The organism is Acidobacteriota bacterium, from assembly GCA_016196035.1.
Classification (GTDB): domain Bacteria; phylum Acidobacteriota; class Blastocatellia; order RBC074; family RBC074; genus JACPYM01.
Map to the genome: position 1 here is coordinate 134148 of JACPYM010000034.1, position 21831 is coordinate 155978.

13 protein-coding genes are annotated in these 21831 nt (G+C 59.3%); 9 read left to right on the forward strand and 4 right to left on the reverse strand.

The features are described from left to right. Positions 1-124: 124 nt before the first annotated feature. The 4 genes from HY011_12315 to HY011_12330 all read left to right on the forward strand — a co-directional run bounded on the left by HY011_12315 (position 125) and on the right by HY011_12330 (position 9175). Positions 125-703 (forward strand): sigma-70 family RNA polymerase sigma factor, encoded by a 579-nt coding sequence (locus tag HY011_12315; GenBank protein MBI3423715.1) that lies wholly within the window; start codon positions 125-127, stop codon positions 701-703. Further along, the gene (locus tag HY011_12320; GenBank protein ID MBI3423716.1) at positions 693-3452 is read left to right on the forward strand and encodes a protein kinase; all 2760 of its coding nucleotides are present in this window, start codon (positions 693-695) and stop codon (positions 3450-3452) included. Before HY011_12315 ends, HY011_12320 begins: the two co-directional genes overlap by 11 nt. Positions 3453-3614: 162 nt before the next feature. Then, positions 3615-6374, forward strand: a complete 2760-nt coding sequence (locus HY011_12325; GenBank protein MBI3423717.1) for a protein kinase — start codon at positions 3615-3617, stop codon at positions 6372-6374. A gap of 185 nt (positions 6375-6559) precedes the next feature. After that, positions 6560-9175 (forward strand): protein kinase, encoded by a 2616-nt coding sequence (locus HY011_12330; GenBank protein ID MBI3423718.1) that lies wholly within the window; start codon positions 6560-6562, stop codon positions 9173-9175. A gap of 19 nt (positions 9176-9194) precedes the next feature. On the opposite strand, the gene HY011_12335 is transcribed toward HY011_12330, so the two are convergent. Both HY011_12335 and HY011_12340 read right to left on the reverse strand, forming a co-directional pair. After that, positions 9195-9683 carry a shikimate kinase gene (locus HY011_12335; protein MBI3423719.1) on the reverse strand — a complete coding sequence of 163 codons (489 nt, stop codon included), beginning with the start codon at positions 9681-9683 and terminating at the stop codon, positions 9195-9197. 153 nt (positions 9684-9836) lie between these two features. Further along, entirely contained in the window at positions 9837-11525 is a 1689-nt protein-coding gene (locus tag HY011_12340) for a hypothetical protein (GenBank protein ID MBI3423720.1), read from the reverse strand. A gap of 542 nt (positions 11526-12067) precedes the next feature. Here HY011_12340 and HY011_12345 point away from each other — a divergent pair. After that, positions 12068-13429, forward strand: coding sequence for an MFS transporter (locus HY011_12345; protein ID MBI3423721.1), 1362 nt, complete (start codon positions 12068-12070; stop codon positions 13427-13429). A gap of 269 nt (positions 13430-13698) precedes the next feature. Further along, positions 13699-14061 (forward strand): c-type cytochrome, encoded by a 363-nt coding sequence (locus tag HY011_12350; GenBank protein ID MBI3423722.1) that lies wholly within the window; start codon positions 13699-13701, stop codon positions 14059-14061. Positions 14062-14151: 90 nt separating this feature from the next. Here the strand turns inward: HY011_12350 and HY011_12355 are convergent, their stop codons facing one another. Together HY011_12355 and HY011_12360 are read right to left on the reverse strand one after the other, a co-directional pair. Further along, positions 14152-14643, reverse strand: a complete 492-nt coding sequence (locus HY011_12355; GenBank protein ID MBI3423723.1) for a hypothetical protein — start codon at positions 14641-14643, stop codon at positions 14152-14154. A 196-nt stretch (positions 14644-14839) separates the two neighbouring features. Next, the gene (locus HY011_12360; GenBank protein MBI3423724.1) at positions 14840-16264 is read right to left on the reverse strand and encodes an MFS transporter; all 1425 of its coding nucleotides are present in this window, start codon (positions 16262-16264) and stop codon (positions 14840-14842) included. 448 nt (positions 16265-16712) lie between these two features. Between HY011_12360 and HY011_12365 the strand changes: the two genes are divergently transcribed. The 3 genes from HY011_12365 to HY011_12375 all read left to right on the forward strand — a co-directional run bounded on the left by HY011_12365 (position 16713) and on the right by HY011_12375 (position 21623). Then, complete coding sequence (locus HY011_12365) at positions 16713-18500, forward strand: pre-peptidase C-terminal domain-containing protein (protein MBI3423725.1); 1788 nt, start codon at positions 16713-16715, stop codon at positions 18498-18500. 226 nt (positions 18501-18726) lie between these two features. Next, positions 18727-20253: a HAMP domain-containing protein gene (locus tag HY011_12370; protein MBI3423726.1), complete on the forward strand. Its 1527-nt coding sequence runs from the start codon at positions 18727-18729 to the stop codon at positions 20251-20253. Then, on the forward strand, positions 20244-21623 hold the full coding sequence (locus tag HY011_12375; protein ID MBI3423727.1) for a sigma-54-dependent Fis family transcriptional regulator: 1380 nt from the start codon (positions 20244-20246) through the stop codon (positions 21621-21623). Before HY011_12370 ends, HY011_12375 begins: the two co-directional genes overlap by 10 nt. Positions 21624-21831: the final 208 nt, after the last annotated feature.

A 21831-nucleotide genomic window follows, 5' to 3' on the forward strand; every position in this document is an offset into this window, starting at 1 on the left:
CGCAAAACGGGCAATCCTAATTTCTCCTGTAAAAAATCTGGCCGCAGTGATTGGCGTGGCTCGCTCTGGCGTGGGTGCTATAATCCGCGCCGTCCCTGGCTGCGCCGAATTAAAGGAATTATTGATGGCTACCGCACCGACTCAAGTAACTCAATTGCTGCGCGATTGGCGCAACGGCGATCAGGCCGCCTTTGAACGGCTGTTGCCGCTGGTCTATGACGAACTGCGCCGCCTGGCGGGCCATTACCTGCGGGGCGAGCGGCGCGGCCACACCTTGCAAAGCGCGGCGTTGGTGCACGAAGCCTATTTGCAATTGTTGGGGCAGGAAATTGACTGGCAGGGCCGGGCGCATTTTCTGGGTGTCGCCGCGCAGGCGATGCGCCGCGTCCTGGTGGATTACGCGCGTTCGCGCAACTATCAAAAACGCGGCGGGCAAGCGGTGCACGTCGAGATCGAAGCCGCCGCCACCGTCGCATTGACGCAAGCGGGCGAATTGGTCGCGCTGGATGATGCCTTGCAAGGGTTGGAAAAGCTCGACCCACGCAAAAGCCGCGTCGTCGAGTTGCGCTACTTTGGTGGGTTGAGCGTCGAAGAAACCGCCGAAGTGCTCGGCATCTCGGTGCCGACCGTGGTGCGTGATTGGAATACGGCCAAAGCCTGGTTGCGCCGCGAAATGAGTCGAGGGGCCAGTGATGACGCCTGAACGCCGCCAACAGTTAGACAGCTTGTGCGCGGCCGCGTTGGAAAAACCGGCGGCAGAGCGCATGGCTTTCTTACAAGCGGCTTGTGCGGGCGATCAGGTCTTGCTGGATGAGTTGAACCAGCGGCTCGCCGCGCAATTGCGCACGGCTGAATTGCCAGAAGCGCCGATGGTGCCACTCACGGCGGAGTTGCTGGAACAAGGCACCGGCGAATTATTGCGCGGGCGCAGGCTGGGCCGTTATGAATTGCAAAGCCTGCTCGGCCACGGCGGCATGGGCACGGTCTTTCAGGCGCAAGACACGCAATTGGGACGGGCTGTCGCGCTCAAGATTTTGCCGCGCCGCTTTACCAGCGACGCCGAACGCGTGCGCCGCTTTCGCCAGGAAGCCCGCGCCATCTCAGCATTGAATCATCCCAACATTCTGACCATTCACGAAATCGGCGCCGCGTCTCTGATCGAAAAGGGGGCCACAGGCGAGGTGCATTATCTGGCGACCGAGTTGGTCGAAGGACGCACGTTACGGGCACGGCTGCGTGACGGGGGCTTGACGTTGGGCGAGGCGCTGGACATCGCGATGCAAACGGCGGGGGCGCTGGCGGCGGCACATCAGGCGGGCATCATTCATCGCGACATCAAACCCGAAAACCTCATGGTGCGTCCGGATGGTCTGGTGAAAGTCCTCGATTTCGGTTTGGCCAAACTCACGGGCGAACAGCCCAAAACAGCCACGGCGGCGGCTTCTTATTCGACGGTGCACACCAATCCGGGCCAGGTGCTGGGCACGATCAGCTATATGTCGCCCGAGCAGGCGCGCGGGTTGGAAGTAGACGCGCGCAGCGATCTGTTCAGCCTGGGCGTCGTGCTTTATGAGATGCTCGCGGGCCGCGCGCCCTTTGCGGGCGCAACGACGGGCGATATGCTGGTTTCAATTCTCGACCGTGAACCGCCGCCGCTCACGCGCGTGTGGCCGTCCGTGCCCGCCGCTTTGCAAGACATCGTCAAGCGCGCCTTGGCCAAAGACCCGCGCGCGCGTTATGCGCACGCCGCCGCGCTGCAAGACGAGTTGAGAGAATTGAAACAGGAACTCGAACTGGCGGCGCGGCTAAAGCGGGAAGGCAAGACGCCCACGGGGGACGCGGTTTCGTTGAGCATGCGCGTGGGGCAGGCTACGGAAGGTGCGGAGGGGGAAGCTCGGCAAGCCGCGCCGTTGACCACGCAGGTCGCCGCGCATCCGACCGCCAAATCGCGCCGTCTGCTGACGCGCTTGTTCCAGCCCGGCCAACGGATGTTTGTCGCTGTGGCGCTGTTGGTTCTGGTAATTCTGGCCGCTGTCGCGCTCAGCCGCCGTTGGTGGGCGACGCCAGCCGAAGCGGGCACTGCCATTGCGGTGTTGCCTTTTGTGAATGAGAGCGGCGATGCGCAACTGGACTATCTTTCGGATGGCATCACCGAAAGTCTGATGCAGAGTTTGCAGCAAGTCCCCGGCTTGCGCGTGATGGCGCGCGGCACCGTCTTTACTTACAAAGGCCGCGAAGTTGACCCGCGCCAGGTTGGGCAGGCCTTGCCGGTGCGCTCCGTCATCACCGGGCGCATGAAGCGCTTGGGCGAACAACTCATCATCAACGTCGAACTCGCCGATGCCCGCGACGGCACACGATTGTGGAGCGTCCGTTACCAACGCCCGTTGACTGATTTGGTGGCGCTGCAAACCGAATTGGCGCGCACGCTTTCGCAGCGGCTCGCGCCGCCCCGCGCGGCTGAACAACCACAGGGCAGCCGTCATTACAGCTACACGGCCAACGCCGAAGCCTACCAACTCTATTTGCAGGGCCGCCATGCCTACAACAAATACACCTACGAAGAAGGGTTGAAGGCGCTGGAGTATTACCGGCAAGCCATTGCGCTCGATCCGGGCTACGCGCTGGCCTATGCCGCGATGGCGGACATCTACGCCGATTTTTCCAGCCGCTTTATGTTGCCGAGCGAAGCGATCCCACTGGCGCGGCAAGCGGCGTTAAAGGCGCTGTCTTTGGATAGCGAACTCGCCGAAGCCCATCAGGCGCTGGCCGCCGTCAAATGCTGGGGCGACTGGGACTGGCATGGCGCTGAGGTGGAATTCAGGCAGGCGTTAAAGCTCAATCCCAACCTGGCGAATACGCGCGCGATTTTTGCCAATCTGCTGGCGTTCCAGCGGCGCTCCGCCGAAGCTGAGCAAGAGTTGCAGCAAGCCCAGCAACTCGACCCCTTATCCGCGCTGGTTTCTGAAATGACGGCCTGGAACTATTATTTTGAACGTCGTTATGATGAGGCGCTGGCGGAAAGTTACAAGCTGCTCAAACTCGATCCGACCTATGTGCGGGCTTATGAACACCTCTGTTACATTTATGAACGAAAAGGGCAATTACAGGAGGCGATTTCCGCGGGGCAAAAGGGCTTGAGCCTACAGCGGAGTACGAGCGTGCTAGGCGCATTGGCTTATTTGTATGGGCGTGCCGGGCAACGTGCCGAGTCGCAGAAGCTGCTGGAAGAATTAAAAGCCGGGACGCTTCAGCATTGGGTCTCGCCGGTTGTCTTTGCCAAGATTCATCTGGGCCGGGGCGAAACTGAGTTGGCCTTCCGCCGCCTGCAAGAAGCATACGACGCGCATTCGGAGTTTCTGGCCCCCCTGACCGTTGACCCGGTTTTTGATTCGATCCGGACTGATCCGCGTTTTATCACGTTGATGCACAAGGTCGGTTTGCAGCCCTGAGTTGTAGACAAACTGCCTTGGTGCGCCCGCGTCTCGCGGGCAGGCTCGTGGCGGCAGACGGCTTGCTGCTGAAAGGTAATCCTCCGGCAGGCTCCCGCCCGCTGCCACGTTGCCCGCGAGGACGCGGGCGCACCGGGGCGACTGAGTAGTTGCAAAACTTCGATGACACCCGAACGCTGGCAACAAGTGGACAATTTGATGCAGGCCGCGTTGGAGCAACCCGCTGCGGCGCGCGCGGCATTTTTGCAACAAGCCTGCGCCGGCGATGCCGAATTGCTGCGCGAGGTCGAATCACTGCTGGCCTTCCAATCCGAAGACGAATTTCTCGAAGCGCCCCCGGCGGCGGTCGCGGCGGAAATGCTGGAGCAGGGAACCGCGCAATTGTTGCTGGGCCGCAAGCTGGGCCGCTACGAATTGCAGCGCGCCTTGGGACGTGGCGGCATGGGGGCCGTCTATCTGGCGCTCGACACGCAACTGGGCCGGCAGGTCGCGTTGAAATTGTTGCCGCGCCGGTTCACCAGCGACGCCGAGCGCGTGCGCCGTTTCAGGCAGGAAGCCCGCGCCATCTCAGCCCTCAACCATCCCAACATTCTGACGATTCACGAAATTGGCGAAGCCTCCCTGACCGACGACGGGAGCGCGGGCGGCGTGCATTTTCTGGCGACGGAATTCGTCGCCGGGCAGACCTTGCGCGCGCGCTTGCAAAGTGGCGAATTGACGCTGGGCGAAGCGTTGGATACCGCGTTGCAAACGGCCAGCGCCTTGTCCGCCGCGCATCAGGCCGGAATTGTGCACCGCGACATCAAACCCGAAAACATCATGCTGCGGCCTGATGGGTTGGTAAAAGTGCTGGATTTCGGCCTCGCCAAGTTGACGGGAACGCAGGCCAAGACCGCAGTGGCGGCGACCTTCTCGACGATTCACACCAATCCGGGCATCGTGATGGGCACGGTCAGTTACATGTCGCCCGAACAGGCGCGCGGGCTGGACGTGGACGAACGCAGCGATGTTTTCAGTCTGGGTGTGGTGCTTTATGAAATGCTGACCGGACGCGCGCCCTTTGCCGGAGCCACCACGGGCGACGTGCTGGTTTCAATTCTGGACCGCGAGCCGAAGCCGCTCGCCAGCCTCGCGCCCGCCGTGCCCGCCGCGTTGCAACGCATCGTCAATCGCGCGCTCGCAAAAGACACCCAGGCGCGTTACCAGCACGCCCATGAGTTGCACGATGAACTGAAGGAGTTAAAACAGGAACTGGAATTGGCGGCGCGGCTGAAACGCAGTGGCGAAACACCTGCCGGTGAAGTGTCGCTGAGCCTGCGCGTCGGCCAGCCCTTAGCGCAGGAAACTGCGGCTGACGCCCTGGTGACGCGGGCTTCGCTGAAAACGGCGGCAGTCTCGCGTCCGGGTTGGCTGGATCGCAGGCGGCTTTTTGACCAGCGGCCAAAGCTGGTGACGGCTACGTTGCTGTGCCTGGCGGTGCTGGCGCTGGTGTTGGCTGGCGCGGGGTTATACCGCAATTGGCCCGCGCATGAAGTGCGCGGAACCAAAACCATTGCCGTGTTGCCCTTCAGCAACGCCAACGCCGATCCAAACCTGGATTACCTGCCCGATGGTGTGACGGAAAGTCTGATGCAAAGCCTGCAACAATTGCCCAACCTGCGGGTGATGGCGCGTGGCGCGGTCTTCGCCTACAAAGGCCGCGAAGTTGATCCGCGCCAAATCGGCAAGCTCTTGCAAGCGGATGTGGTGTTGACCGGGCGCGTGCAGCGGCAAGACGAGCGCTTGCAGATCGCGGTGGAATTGGTGGACGCGCGCGACGGCACGCTGTTGTGGAGCGAAACCTATCCGCGCCCGCTCGCCGAAGTGCAGAGTGTGCAGACTGAAATCGCGCGCGAAATCACCAGCAAGCTGCGGCTGCAATTAAGCGGCGCCCAGCAGCGGCAACTGGCCGCCCGCTACACGCAAAACGGCGAGGCTTATCAGCTTTACCTCTGGGGCCGTTATTACTGGAACAAACGCAGCCCCGACGGCATGCTCAAGAGTGTTGATTACTTCCGGCAGGCGAGCGAGAAAGACCCCGGCTTTGCGCTGGCTTATGTCGGTTTGGCCGATGCCTACAACACGCTCAGCGCCTATCGCGTGCGCCCGCCGCGTGAAGTCGCTCCGCTGGTCCGCGCCGCCATTGAGCGCGCCTTGCAAATTGACGAGCAATTGGCTGACGCGCACGCCTCGATGGGCAAGCTGCTGACCGATCATTCGTGGGAATGGGTGGCCGCCGAGCAACAGTTCAAACGCGCGCTGCAATTGAACCCCAATCTGGCGAACGCGCATCATTGGTATTCGAGCCTGTTAGGAGCGCTGGGCCGTTTTGACGAAGCCGTGCGCGAGGTGCGGCTGGCCGATGAACTCGACGCGCACGCGCCGCCCACGCATATTCAACTGGGCAGCATTCTCTATCGCGCGCGCCGCTATGACGAGGCGCTGGCCGTCTTGCGCGAGACGCTCGCACAGCAACCCGGCAATGCGACGGCGCTGATTTACAGCGGCTTTTGTTTCATGGCGCAACAGCGCTATCCCGAAGCGCTGGCCGAAGTTCGGAAGGCGTACACCCAGGTGCCGCATAACCCGGATGTAATCTCGACACTGGGGCTGGTCAGCGGGCTGGCCGGGCAACGCGCCGAGGCGTTGCGCTGTCAGGCCGAATTGAAGGCGCTCGCGCGTGACACTTATGTTTCGCCCAGTCACTGGTCGGGCATTGCCGCCGGGCTGGGGGATTGGGATGCTTACTTTGCTTATATGGATCAATGCGTGGATGAAGGCTTGCCCACCATTCGCGGGCTGAAGACCGATCCGATCTTTGATGTGGTGCGAGGCGATCCGCGTTTCGCGGCGTTGTTGCGGCGCACGGGGTTGACGCCTTGAACGGGATGGGGGATAACAAAATTGCTGAAAGACCATCACCCCCGCAACCAAGCCCCTTGATACAATGACGCCACAATGACGCCACAATGACGCCACAATGACGCCACAATGACGCCACAATGACGCCACAATGACGCCACAATGATGCCACAATGACGCCACAATGACGCCACAATGACGCCACAATGACGATGCCGGAACGCCAAGCAGAATCCGCCGCTGGTTCATGCGCCACTACGCCGGGCGCGCCAGCCGCATTGCCCGATGCGCCGACCCGTTCGCTGGTTGGCCAGCGGCTAGGCCAATACGAATTGCGGCGCGAATTGGGGCGCGGCGGCATGGGGGCCGTTTATCTGGCACTGGATACGCGCCTGAATCGGCAAGTCGCACTCAAACTCTTGTCGCGCCGTTCGACCAGCGATGCCGAGCGGGTGCGGCGCTTTCGCCAGGAAGCGCGCGCCATCTCCACCCTGAACCATCCCAACATTCTGACCATTCATGAAATTGGCGAAGCCCAAACCGACGCGGGCAGCGTGCATTTCATCGCCACCGAATTTGTTGAAGGCAGCACCTTGCGCGCGTTCCTGACAGGTGTTGGGTTGACGCTGGGCGAGTTGCTGGACATCGGCATTCAAGCGGCAGAGGCTTTGGCCGCCGCGCATCAGGTTGGGATTATTCATCGCGACATCAAGCCCGAAAACATCATGCGGCGGCCGGACGGGTTGGTGAAGGTGCTCGATTTCGGTTTGGCCAAGCTGACCGAGGCGCGTGCCACGCCAGCCACGCCTGCCACGTTTTCGACTGTGGACACCAATCCTGGGCAACTGCTGGGCACGATCAGCTATATGTCGCCCGAACAGGCGCGCGGTTTGGAAGTGGATGGGCGTAGCGATCTTTTCAGCCTGGGCGTCGTGCTCTATGAATTGTTGACCGGCCGCGCACCGTTTGCGGGCGCGACAACGGGCGATGTGCTGGTTTCGATTCTCGAACGCGAACCGCCCTCCTTGCAGACCTATGTGCCACAGGTTCCCGCCGCCTTACAGCGCATCGTCAATCGCACCCTGGCCAAAGAAAGCAGCGCGCGTTATCAGCAAGCCGTGGAGTTGGCCAGCGCGCTGAAAGAATTGAAGCAGGAGCTTGAATTGGCCACCAAGCTGGAACAATTCGGCAAAGCGCCCGCTGACCAGGTTTCACTCAACTTGCGTGTTGGGCAGGCCGTGTCCGGCGCGGCGTCGCAGGTGGCGGCGGCTGCCTATACGACCAATGCGGCAGGACGTCCGACCAATAAATCCCGGCGGTTATTGTCGCGGCTGATGCCGCGCGGAAGCGCGTTGGCGTTGGCGTTGACGACGCTGTTGCTATGGCTGGTCAGCGCGGCTGTCACGCAATTCTGGCGGCTGCCGGGCAAGGAGCAAACCTTCGGCAGGCTGGCCGTGCTGCCATTTGTGAACGTGGCGGCTGACCCTGAACTCGAATATCTGGCTGACGGCATAACGGAAAGCCTGCTGCAAAACCTGCAACAGCAACTGCCCAACTTGCGCGTGATGGCGCGCGGCACGGTCTTTACCTACAAAGGCCGTGAGGTTGATCCGCGCCAGGTGGGGAAAGACTTGAATGTAGACGCGGTCATCACGGGGCGTGTGCAACGGCAGGGCGAGCGTTGGTTGATTAGCGCTGAATTGGCGGACACCAAAGACGGCACGCAATTATGGAGCGAGCGTTATCAGAAAACGGCGGCTGATTTGCAAGCCGTGCAAGCCGAGATCGTGCGCGAGGTCACGCTCAAGCTACGGCCCCAATTGCCTGACGCCACAGAACGGTTGGCCGGGCAACCCCCTGCCGTCAATAGCGAGGCGTATCAGCTTTATTTGAAAGGGCGCTATTTTCAACGCCAACTCACCAAAGAGGGCGGCGAAAAGGCGCTGGTGTTCTTTAACCAGGCACTGGCGCTGGAACCGCGCTTTGCGCTCCCGCACAGCGGCATCGCGCTGGTGTATCAGGATTTTTCCAGCCAATACCTGCGTCCACGCGAGGCTATTCCCAAAGCGAAACAGGCGGCGTTGACGGCGTTGGCGTTGGACGATCAATTGGCCGAAGCGCATTTCGCACTGGCGCAGGCCAAGATCTACGATTGGGATTGGGCCGGGGCTGAGCTGGAATTCAAACGCACCCTGGTGCTCAATCCCAACTTCGTGGATGCGCGTTATTACTACGCAGGCGCGCTCGGACGGTTGAAACGCTTTGCCGAAGCCGAGGCGGTGCTCAGCAAAGCGTTAGAGTTAGACCCGCTTTCGCCACAGGTCTGCCAGGGTTTGGCCAATATCTTTTATCTTAGCCGTCAATACGAGCGCGCGCGCAGCCAAGCCAACAAGACGCTCGAACTCACTGCGACGGGTCTCTGGGCCAGCACCGCGCATCGCATGCTCGGGAACATCCAGTTACAGCAGCAGCATTTTCAAGCCGGGCTGGCCGAATTTCGCCAGGCCTTCGCGCTGAGCCGCACGGATACGATGAAAGCCTGGCTGGCCTATGCCTGTGCGGTGGCCAGGCAACCACGCGAAGCGCGCACCTTGTTGCTGGAATTGGAAGCCGAAGCCAAAAAGAAATGGGTCTCGCCCGTGTATCTCGCGCGCATTCATATCGGGCTGGGCGAGCATGAACCAGCACTGGCCCTGCTGCAAAAAGCCTTTGCCGAACAGTCCGATCATCTGGTTCATTTGAGTGTTGACCCGGTTTACGACCCTTTACGCAACGATGTGCGGTTTCAGCAGTTGTTGAGCGGCATCGGATTTGTGCCTTGATTGAGGCAGAGTAGGCCACTCACTGTTCAAGTTCGCTTAAAGACGTGACCTCGCGTTTGACTCCGCTGAATCCATCAAACACCCGCCGATGCGCATTGTAAGACCATTCGTCGGTACGTGCGTAATAGCCTTCCACCCAGGCCAGCAAATTCACCAGCCTCTCATTTTGGGCTTCAGGCGAAGCGTATTTCTCAGGCTCCCACGGGCGGCGGCGATTGTTGGCGAGGCAGACTGCTAGACCTGGATTCATAAAAATCAGTTCCGTGCAAAAGGGTAACGCCGTTGTCGCCAGTTCGCCATAGCAGCCTTCGATGACCCAGCTTGCCGAACTGTCCATGAAACTTTGAAGCTCGAGTTTGACGAGGTCGAGCGAACGCGGCACGGCGATTTGATTGGGTTCCCAGACAATCGCGTCGAGTTCGAGCAGCGGGATCGTGTGTCTGGTGGTTAGGCGGCGCGCCAGCGTTGTTTTGCCTGAACCGGAGTTGCCAATGATGATGATGCGCATGGGTTTCCTCCGCGAAACTGTGTGGCGGTGAGCATAGCGCAGCAGAAAGATTCGGGCCAAGCGTTTCAGTGATAAAAAACAGCGGGGAAAGCGCGCTGATTACAGCGCGCTTTCCCCGCCAATGAAGGGCAATAGGTTCGTTCCTGCGACTCGTTAATTACACGAGGGAGGGAAAACCGGAATCGTAAAGACGGCGGCACTGGTGAGCGTCAGTTTGTGCAAATTGTGCCCGCCTTTGAACACATTGGTGTTGACGCCGCCAGAACTGTCGGCGTTGAGCACGACTCCGACGATGCCCGCGCCGTCGTTTTGCGAAACCTTGAACCAGGCGCTGCGGCCCTGCGGCACAAAGGTCTCGAACCGTGGCGTGATGCGCGGGAAAGTGTTCGTGATCGAACTCCGGAACTGACAGGCATTGTGGTTGAAACTGAAACTTACGCCGCGCTCGGCATCGTCATAGAACGCCCCAAAAACCGGCCCTAGCGTAGGCAGACCAGTCGCCAGGCTGCCGCCCAAACGATCAATGACCAGCAAAGTGTCATTCCCATCCAGGCGGCTGGGAATGTTATCCATCGCCAGCGTGCGCGGGGCTAAATTGTAATTGACGCCATTAAACCGCAACTCCGCGATAAACGAATTGCCGTCGCAATCTGCCGGGTTGCGCGAAAGCGCCGCAAAGGATTCGGCGGGCAGATTGGCTTCATGCCCGGAGGAGAATTTGACGAAGGCGTCTCCTAGCAAGGCATTGAAAGCCACCGGGCAACCGATGTTATCAGTGGCTACTGCCACCAGATAGCCGGTCGTGCCGGGATCAAAATCGGCCGCATAGAAACTCGCCGTTTGGCTTTTTGAGAGGCAGATAAACGAGTCGGAGACGTTACAAGAAGAGCCGTCAATGAAGAACATATGCACGGTCACCGAGAGCCGATTGTCGGCATTGGTGAGCGCAATGCGCGTGTTCTGTGTGCCAGGCGAAGTCGGGCTGGAAGTGTAAATCGGATAAACCAAGACGGAACCGAGTTTCGTGGCACTGATTTCAGAGGTGACGGGAAATGGTATGCCGGCAGTTCCCATGGTTGGTGGATCAGGAGTCGGAATGACAGCCGGCAATGGTGTCGGCGTGGGTGTCTGAGTCGGCCCTCCTGTTTGAACCGGCGTGGGCGTCGGCGTTGGGGTGGCCACTGGTGTGGGCGTCGGTGTTGCGGTTGGCACTGGCGTGGGCGTCGGCGTCGCAACTGGTGTCGGTGTCGCCGTCGGTATGGGCGTGGGCGTCGGTGTTGACGCTTGCGAACCGATAATGATGCAGCTCGTAGACAGGAGCAGGCCCGTCGAAAATCTCGCTGTTGCCGAAACATAACCGCCAGGTTGCGTTAAGACGGGGAAGGTCAGTGTGAAACTCGCCGAGCCATTATTATTGGTAGAGATACTCGTGCGTCCGATGATTACTTGCTGATCATTGGCGGTATTAGGGTCGCAGGCCGGGCTGGTTACAAATTGCAGACTAACCGAAGCATTCGCCGGGCCATTCAGACTGCCGTTAAAGCGTGTGCCATTGGTCTCCGCTACCACCATGTTTAACCGTAGCGAATTGAATTCCACGGGGGCGACAGCCACGTGATTCACATTGGAGTTGAACCGCCGTAGCACCTGTCGTCCATATTGAACTGGCGCGGCAGTCGCCAGTTGCTTGGCCCAGCCGGGCCAGTTCGTTTCAGCCGCAAAGATTCGCGGCAAGGCGGTGCTGGAAAGTGAAATGAGGGAAATGAAAAGAACGGCAATGAATGCTGTGCAGCTTGTGGGTAGCTTGATCAATGAGGTAGTGCGTTGGTGCGAGGATCGCATTCCTTCTCTCCTTAATAAGTCGGTCTACAACCAGACGATAAATAAAAGCTTGCGGCGCAGGAGGGCTAGACTGCCAGACACACTCCAGGTAACAAGCAGAATGAACGCTATAAAAGCCGACTTCACTTAGGGGTATTGGGGGACAATCCGGCGGCTCGTACTTGTCAATGTTCTTAACCAGCAAGCTTTTCAGCTATCAAGGCGATTCAATGAGGCATCCTGACAATCAGGCAGCTGAAAAGCTTTGCGAAGAGTAATCGGTGGGTCGTAAGACACCGATAAGGTATGTCGAGTTGCTTATACCGTCAATCAATTTAATTATCTTGAGGTTACAGGCAAAGATTAAAGCACCGCGCTAATAATTGCGGGGTATGCGCCGCAATTGCGTGCCTGGACTCGTCTGCTATAATCCGCGCCAGTCTTTGCGGGTCGTTTTCTGCTACACAATTTTTCCAAACGCAATATGGACTCTTCTGAATGTTGCTGTTGCCAGTGACATGCGGGAAGAGGAATCAATAACCAGCACACGTACAGCGAAACCTATGACAAACACTGCTGCCCCTGATGGAAATTCGCCGCGTTTCACCACCATTCAATGGCTCATTTGCATCATCGCCGCCATTGGGTTTGCCTTTGACACGTATGAACTGCTGATGTTGCCATTGCTCATCCGACCTGCGTTGGAGCAACTGGGCGGCTTGCAATTCGGTTCGCCCGGCTACAGCCATTGGCGTGATTTGATGTTTTATGTGCCGGCGATTTGTGGCGGCATCTTTGGATTGTTGGGCGGCTATCTCACCGATCTGCTGGGCCGGCGGCGGGTGTTGACGTGGAGCATTTTACTATATGCCTTGTCGGCGTTTGCCGCCGGGTTTTCCACCTCTTTGCCGATGCTATTGGTTTTGCGCAGTACCAAATTTATCGGTGTTTGCGTCGAGTTCGTCGCCGCCGTCGCCTGGCTGGCCGAATTGTTTACTGAGCCGAAACGGCGCGAACAGATACTCGGCTGGACGCAGGCCTTCTCTTCGCTCGGCGGCTTTATGGTCAGCCTGATGGCGCTTTGGATTGCGAAAATCGCGCCTGCGCTGCCGGCGATTCACGGCGGGCATGACAATTGGCGCTACCTGCTGATTTCGGGAATCATTCCGGCGCTGCCGTTGATTATCATTCGGCCCTTCCTGCCCGAATCGCCGGTTTGGGCTGAAAAGAAAGCGGCGGGGACATTGCGGCGGCCTGCGTTGGGCGAAATCTTCAAACCGGCCTACAAGCTGACGACGCTGGTGGCGGCCTTGTTGTTCGCGTGCAGTCTGGGCGCGGCGTTCGGCGCGATTCAACAACTGCCGCAACTGGTGCCCGCGCTGGTGCCGCCGACGCCGGGCCTGCCGCCGCCGCAACGGGCGCAGCTTGTGCAATCCACCGTCGCGGGCGTGCAGACGTTGCAGGAACTGGGCGGTTTGGCGGGACGCATACTGCTGGCTTTTCTGGCGGTGCGCATCGCCTCGCGGCAAAAACTGTTGCGCTTGTTTTTGCTGCCGGGGTTGGTCATTGTACCGCTGGTATTTTTCTTCCCGGCGGTGAGCAACCTGGCGCTCTTGAAATGGGGCATCTTCTTCGCAGGTTTGTGCACGGTGGCGCAGTTGAGTTTTTGGGGCAATTACCTGCCTCGCGTTTATCCGGTACATTTACGCGGCACGGGCGAGAGCTTCGCCGCCAATATCGGCGGTCGTATGATCGGGACTTCGGCAGCATTGCTGACGACGCAATTGGCGCTACAAATGCCCGGTACCACACCGAATGTGAAATTGGCCTATGCGGCGGGCGGCGTGGCGTTGCTGGTTTATGCCGTGGCACTGCTGGCCAGTTTCTGGTTGCCGGAACCGCCGAAAGAAGAGTTGGCTGAGTAGCTCACTGCAAAGCCATCGCGCTTTGTTGTACGTTTAATGCGCCGCTTGCTTTCGCGTGGGCCAAACCCTAAATTATGCCGCGATGTTGCGGCTTAGCTGTATGCGCAAGATCGCTTGTTCGCAAATGATGGGGCTAAACCCCTGGCCCTTTTCCTAATCACCAAAAATTCCGCTACCAGCGCGCTCAAGCTGTAGCCGTGTGCATATTTCATGGTGTGACAGCTTGGCAGCGTGACTGAGAACAACTTGAAGGAGTTTGAACCAGACCTATGAAAAAGATGTTTGCTTTCTTGTTAATCGCGTTGGCGTTTGCCGTGGCTTTTATGGCCGCCGGACGTGAGACAGGCATGAATACGGTAGCGGCGGCGGATGCCAAGGCCATCTACGACACCAAGTGCGTCAAGTGTCACAGCGCGGATGGCAAAGGCCTCAAGAGCTTAGCGCCGCCCGATTTCACCGACGCCAAATGGCAGGCTTCGCGGACGGACGCGCAATTGAAAGCCACGATTTTGAATGGCAAGGAAACGATGCCGGCCTTCAAAGGCGCGCTTCCACCGGCTGATGTTGCGGCACTGGTCAAACTGGTGCGCGGCTTCGCGCCGAAAGCGACGGCGGCTCCGAAAAAGAAGTAACGCATTATTCAGGCTTCAGACCTCAGACTTCAGACCTTTAAGCCCGACGCCCAACGTTCGTGAGCAGGTCTGAAGTCTGAAGCCTGAAGCCTATTTGCTCAGCGATTTCAGCAGCGTTTGAAATTCCTTCTCAGCCGCGCCCATCGTTTTGACGGGGCCAGTCATTTTGAAAAAGACCTCGCTGCCGGGGCCATTCGGGCCTTCGACAATCGCGCCGAGCAAACGATAGCCCGTTTTCGGCGCACTGGCCTGGCCCCCCGGATTCATGGCCGCCCCGCCGCCTTTGTACGTGCCCAGCAAATCAATCGTCGTGACCGCTAAGCCGTTGATCGTCTGCTTGCTCGTTTTGGCTTTCTCGCTCGGATTGCCGCCGCCGGGCAATTCAAACTGCCCGACCCAACGATCCAGATTGGCTTGCACGCCGCCGCCGATGTTGGCGAAGACCGCGCATTCCGCGCCTTCGGCATCGCCTGCTGCCGCCGGAATCAAAAAGGTGGCCGCGCGCATGGGCTTTTCAGGGCCGCTCGTCCAGCGCGCGGGCGCAGTCCATTTCACCGGCGCCTGCGTTTGTGGCGCGGACATTGGCGCGGTGGCCGGCGCTCCGCCGCCGTGGGCGGATGCCACCGTCGAATCCACCGCAGTTGTGGCCGCCGTCAGCGGTGGCGTTTGGCTCGGCGGCACTTCTTTGGGCGGTGTTGTGCACGCCCCCAAAAGCAAGGACGCCGACAAAAGGGAAGTTGAAAGTAATGCGTTCATATCAGAATTCCTTCTCGTAAAGTTAATCGGCATACGCGCCAGCGGATGGCGCGCTACGTGGTTTGAAAAAGAAAAGAAAGATCAACAGGATCACGGCAGCAAAGAGCGCCGGTTTACCCCAGAGCGGTTGCCATTCGATGGCGCGCAATTCGTCGCGCCGCAACGTCGTCTGCTCATCTTCAAGCTGTTTGATCTGCGTTTGCAGCGCCGCGTTTTCAGTCATCGTGGCCGTCGCCAGTTTGCCGCGCAACTGTTCCAACTCAGCGCTCTTACTGACGATTTGTTGCGCCTTGGCTTTTGACGCGGGCGTCGTATGCATAGCCTCGATGCGTCCGGCGATGTTCGCGCCGATGGCCATGCCCAGGCCCAGCGTGAAGAGCACCAGCATGCCCTGCGCCTGCGCGCGAATCTCTTTGGGGGCGATCTGATCGGTGTAAATCTGGCCCGTCACAAAGAAGAAGTCATAGCAGATGCCGTGCAGCACAATGCCCGCGATAATCATCCAGCGTACTTGCGCGGGCGCGCCAAACGCGAAGAGTCCATAACGCACGACCCACGCCAGCATGCCCACCGCCAGCATCCATTTCACGCCCAGCCGCGCAAAAAAGAGCGGCATCACGACCATGAAAAAGATTTCGGAGATTTGCCCGAAGGCCATCACCAGCCCGATCACGTCCCCAAACCCCAGCGCCGTCGCGACCGAACCAAACCCCGCGAGATTTTGAAATTGCATCATCTCAACCACGCGGCTCGTGATCTGATAATAAAAGGCCAGCGGAATGCAGATCAGGAACGAACAAATCATGAACACCAGATAGCTCGGATTCTTCAGCAGCACGAGCGCATCCAAACCGAGAATCTGCCGCGCTGAGACCGGCCCGCTTTGCGTCGGTGGCGTATGCGGCAGCACAAAGCTGAATAAGCCGAGCACCAGCGCCGCGCCTGCCGTCAGATAAAACATATTGATTTTGGTGCCCCAGCCCAGCCAGCTCAACGCAAAGCCCGCCACAATCCAGCCGATGGTGCCAAAGACGCGAATCAGCGGAAACTCTTTTTCCGAGTCCGCCATGTTTTTCATCGCAATCGTATTGGTCAGCGCCAAGGTGGGAAAGTAAGTCAGCATGTAGCCGAACAGCGCCAGATTGATCGTATTCGGATTCGCGTGCGTGGCCGTCATCAGCGTCGTGGACAGGAACATCAGCACCGCGCCCAGCAAGTGCATGACTCCCAGCACGCGCTGCGCCGCAAAAAAACGATCCGCGATCATGCCGACAAAAAACGGCGAAATCATGCCTGCAATCGGCCCCACGGCGAAAGTCCAGCCGAAGTCTTCGGCGGTAAATCCAATCTTGCCCAGATAATTGGGCGCGGTCACATACCACGCGCCCCAGACAAAGAACTGCACAAACATCATCACCGACAGTTGCAGACGAATCTTGGTGCTCATAGTCCTCTTTGCTTGCCCTTTTTACGTGTGTTGTTAGATTGAAAAGTATTGCGGGAACTGCTGCAAACGGCTGGCATTCTAGCGGGCGCCGCCGCGAATGCCAACCTTGCTGACCTGCCTGGTCAGGGCTTTTGCAAAGTCGCCAACAAGAGCACTTGAGCGGCTTGACTGATTTCTGACTCCTGATAGCTCGAAAATCAGCCAGCATTTTCAAGCTATCAGGAGTCATGGGTCAGGAGTCAGGAATCAGCGGAGCGTCTTTGGCGGGTGTCTTGAGGACTTTGCCTAAGCCCTGGCTCTGTACAGGCTCGTGTGACGACAGAAAAGCGCGTGGCATTGAGCTTTGTGGCGCTTTTAGTAAACTACGGCCACACTTATCAATGACTGCCACGCGCGGTCATTGCGTTTATTAACCCTGTTACGGCCTGGCAATCAGAAGGAGAACCGTATGCAAATTCCTCGGCGTTTCACGCGACGACAAGTGCTGTGTTACAGCACGTTGGCATTATGCGCCAGCTTGAGCGTTTGGCTCATCACGCCTGGTTGGCCGGTCGTTGCGCAATCCCTGCAAGCGCAACGCCGCGCGCCCGTCGTCAGTGGCGGTAAATCCAAAACGCGCAACCTGGTGAATGCGCCTCAGCAAACAACCGTGCCGCTCACCCCCGGCACGCCGCAAACCGGCACGATCAACGGCGGCACCACGTCGTGTGTGCTCAGCCCAACGCAATACACCATCGCCACGACGGCAGACACCAAACGGCTGTTGTTGAGTTTAAGCGGGAATCAGGATGTGGATTTGTATGTGCGCTACAACAGCCCGCTGGTGATTCAAGGCGGGCAACTCGTCTTCGATTACAACTCCGACTCGGCGGAAACGCAGGAGGAAATTGCCGTGACGCCGAACGTTTTGCCGCCCTTGCAAACGGGCACGTATTACGTCGGCGTCGTCAATTGCAGCATCAGTGCCGCCAGCTTCACGCTGACCGGGACGGTTTCTAACGGCGGCGGGCAAATCACCGAAGAGTTAGCCACCGATGACAGTTCAGCGGACGATGCTTTCGTCGGCAGCGGGTTTTATTACCTCAATCGGCTGACGCCGCTGCAATACCCTGCGCAATTACAGAAAATTCGCCTACAGCTTGCGCCTTTGCAAGGCTTGCCCAATCCGACCGGCGCGTCCATTCGCTTGCTGGCGTTCAACCTGCCCACCGGCGCCGCGCTGCCCGCCACCTTACCCACATCCTTGTTGCTGGATCGTATGGTTATTCTGCCGGCCATCACGACGTTGCGCTTTTATGATTTCGACATCAACGAATTGCCCGTGATTCGCGAGGGCGATTGGTACATTGGTTATCAAGCGCCTAATCCCGCTGCGGGCGTGGGCATCATCCTCGATCAGTCCAGTGTGCCGCAGAGCCGTTTCTTATTTAGCAATTCGAGCGGCGGGCCGTTTCAGTTGGACACCGAAGAGAACGCCATGATTCGCGCCGTGGTCGTGTCGGGCAGCGCGCCGAATGCCGTGGCCAGCGTTTCAGCCGCCAGCTTCAGCGCCGACGCCCTCGCCGCCAGTTCCATCGTGGCCGCCTTTGGCGCGAAACTGGCTACTGGCAGCGCCAGTTCGACGGCGCAACCCTTGCCCACCACGTTGGCAGGCACGACGGTCAAGGTGCGTGACAGCGCGGGCGTCGAACGCCCGGCTGCGCTCTTTTTTGTCTCGCCCGGCCAAGTCAATTATCTGGTTCCGGCGGGCACGGCGAATGGTACCGCCACGGTCACCGTGACCAGCAGCGATGCCACGGTTTCGACCGGCACCCTCAACATTGTGAGCGTCGCGCCGGGCCTGCTGGCGGCCAACGCGAATGGTCAGGGCATTGCGGCGGGCGTGGTCTTGCGCGTCAAAGCCGATAATTCGCAAGTCATCGAACCGCTGGTCACGTTCGACGCAGCGCAGAATCGCTTTGTTGCCGTGCCGATTGATGTCAGCAATGCCGCCGAACAGGTCTTTGCTATCCTGTTTGGCACGGGCTTCCGCAATGTTGGGTCAATTGCAAATGTCACGGTGAAGCTGGGCGGCCAGGATGCCGCCGTGAATTTCGCCGGTGCACAGGGCGGGCTGGATGGGTTGGATCAACTCAACGTGCGCGTCGCCTCCAGCCTGGCTGGGCGTGGTGAACTGGAGGTTGCCTTTACAGCAGGCGGCCGCAACGCCAACGTCGTCAAGATCAATGTGAAGTAACACTGCGCCACGATGGAGTGCGGCGCGTTCGCGCCGCACTCCATCGGCCAGCGCCGCTTCATCTCATAGAATGCCGCCGGTTTCTCTTGGCATACGCTTCCAATAACCTCAGCGAACTCGCGGCACATTGTTTGCCAAGCCGCATTAGCATTTATGCAAATTGTGCGGCAGGTTGGTTACCCGTGTCATCTGCGGGTTGTGGTAAAAAGCTATGATTGGAAGTGAGATGAAGACAAGCACCCGGTTAATTCTGATGTTGACGCTGACCGTGAGCGCGGTCATGGCGGCGGCGACGTATTACTCGCTGCGCTTGCGGGCGCAGGCGTTGGAACGAGCAGCACTGGACGAAGTGCGCGCCCACGCCATCACTTTGCAACTGGCTCTCGAAGAAAACTATGCCGCCGGACGGCAAGACACCGCCCAACGTTTGATCAATCGCTTGGGCGAAAACACCGGCGTTACCGGCGTGATCCTGTTTGACCGCAATGGCGCGGTGCAACTGCTGTCAGCATCGCTGAAACAGGCCAACCTCACCGATTCTGATGAAGCCCGCCGCGTGATCGCGGGCCATGACGACATCCCCATTCGCCGCCGCCTCAATAACGTCGAAGTGCTTTCCTACATTCACCCGCTCATCGTGCAGGGCGAGCGCGTCGGCGCGATGGAGCTGACCTTGCCAGTGGCCTTCGTCGAAGCGGAAATCAGGCAGGCGGGCGGCGATTCGCTGCTGATTTTGGGATTGCTTTGCCTGGTGATCTTGTCAGTAGTGGGCGTGGCGACGCGTTACAACCTGACGCGTCCGATCAACCTGCTGCTGGCTGGCGCCGAAGAATTGGGGCGCGGCAATTTGTCGCACCGTGTGACCATTCCGCACCGCGGTGGCGAATTTGCGATGTTGGCCCGCGCCTTCAACCAAATGGCCGATTCGTTAGCCGAACAACGCCGTCGAGCCGAGCGCGAAGCCTACGAAAAACTCGAACTCGAACGCCGCTTGCGCCATCACGAAAGACTGGCGGCGGTGGGTCAACTGGCCGCCGGAGTCGCGCACGAACTGGGCGCGCCCTTGCAAGTCATTGATGGACGCGCCAAACAGTTGCAGGAGCAGACCGAGGTTTCGCGCGAAAAACAGCAGCGCAACTTGGGCATCATTCGCACGCAGGCCGACCGCATCACCCGGATGGTGCGCAACTTGCTGAACCTGGCGCGCCCTTATCATCCCCGGCCATGTGCGGTTGATTTGCGCAAAGTGACGACCCACACCTTGGAAACGCTCGAAACGCAAACAGCGCAAGCAGGTGTACAGGTCGAGCATCAGGCGAAATCGGCTGTGATGGTTTCCGCCGATGCCGAGTTATTGCAGCAGGTTTTCCTGAATATCTGTTTGAACGCCTTGCAGGCCATGCCCACGGGCGGCCTGTTGCGCGTGACTTATGACACCGAGGCTACGCCACGCGAAGGGCGTAATTTTATGGCAGTGCGGGTTTATGATACGGGTGTCGGCATCGCCACAGCTCATCTGGAGACAATCTTCAATCCATTTTTTACCACCAAAGAAGTCGGGCATAACACGGGGCTGGGGTTGGCGGTTTCGAGCCGCATCGTGGAAGAACACGGCGGTTGGATTGAAGCCGCCAATTGGCAGGATGGCAAAGCGCAGGGCGCAGTTTTCGCCGTCTATCTGCCGCAGCCAATTGAACAGGCACAAGGTGGCGACGCCCCGCGTCCGGCCTTATTGCAGGAGGCATTGCATTGAATCAGGTGCGTTTGTTGATCGCCGAAGATGATCCAGACTTGCGCGATCTGTTGCAGGATGATCTGGAAGACGCCGGATACGAAACCGTCCTGGCCGTGGATGGCCGCGCGGCGCTGGCGCAGGTCGAACGTGAGCGCGAGTTTTTTGATTTGCTGATCACCGATGTGAATATGCCCGGTCTGACCGGCACCGAATTGCTGGCGGCCATGCGCCAGCAGCGCGCCGAAGCCCCCGTCGTCATCATCACCGCTTTCGGTTCGGTCGAGCAAGCCGTCGAGATGGTCAAAGCGGGTGCGTTCCAATACTTGACTAAGCCCTTCGAGACCGTCGAATTGTTGCGCGTGGTGGATGAAGCCTTGCAGCAAAGCGCGACGCAACGGGCCCAGGCGCGGCTGCGGCGCGAACTGCCCGGCGCGCCGCCAAAGATCATTGGCGCGTCCCGACCCATGCAGGAGCTATTCAAGCTGATGGCCCGCGCCGCGCGCGGCACGAGCACCGTGCTCATCACCGGCGAATCGGGAACGGGCAAGGAACTGGTCGCGCGTTCGATGCACGACATGTCGGGCCGGCGCGGGCAATTCGTGCCCGTCAATTGCGCCGCCATCCCAGCCGATTTGATCGAGTCCGAGCTTTTCGGCCACACGGGCCAAGCCTTTACCGGCGCGAAACAGGTGCGCGCCGGATTGTTCGAATCCGCCGAGGGCGGCTCGCTCTTGCTGGACGAAATCGGCGAATTGCCGCTGTTGATGCAGCCCAAACTGCTGCGCGTCTTACAGGAGGGCCGGCTGCGCCGCGTCGGTTCTGATCAAGAGAAGGAATTCAACGTGCGCATCATCGCCGCCACCAACCGCGACCTCGAAAAAGAAGTGCAAGCAGGCCGTTTCCGCGAAGACCTGTTCTGGCGCCTGAACGTCATTCACCTGCACATTCCGCCGTTGCGCGAACGTCCTTTCGATATTCCGCTGCTGGTCGAGCACTTCCTCAACAAGCTCGCCAAGTCGGCTCAAACCGAACCGCTCAACGTCACGGCGGAAGCGCTCGCTGTGCTCACCGCCTATGCTTGGCCGGGCAATGCGCGCGAATTGGAAAACGCCATCGAACGCGCCGTCGCACTCGCCGAAGGCACAAATCTCGCGCCGCATGATTTGCCCGAACGCATTCGCAACAGTGGCCAGGCCGCGCAAATGCTCACTCAGGCGCGCCAGCAACGAATGACGCTGCGCGAGTTGGAAAGGGAATACATTCTCGAAACGCTGCGCCTGACTGACGGCAACAAATCACGCGCGGCGGAATTGCTCGGCTTTGACCGCCGCACGCTGCATCGCAAGCTCGATGAATATCGCGTCGAAGACCCGAATTTCGCCTTGTGAGGTTCGCGCCTCCGTACCTGAAGAAAGCCCCGGCGCCGCATTGCACCGGGGCTTTGCCATCAAGGGGCAGCGGTGTTTATCAACACGACGGCGTCTCGCGTCCGGGCAATGTGCATGTAGTGGGGACGTTGTTCAAAGTGTTCTTGTGAGTTACTACCGTCGTAGCTTGTCACAGTGGGGTGGCAATTTGTCCCGCCGCCTACCACAC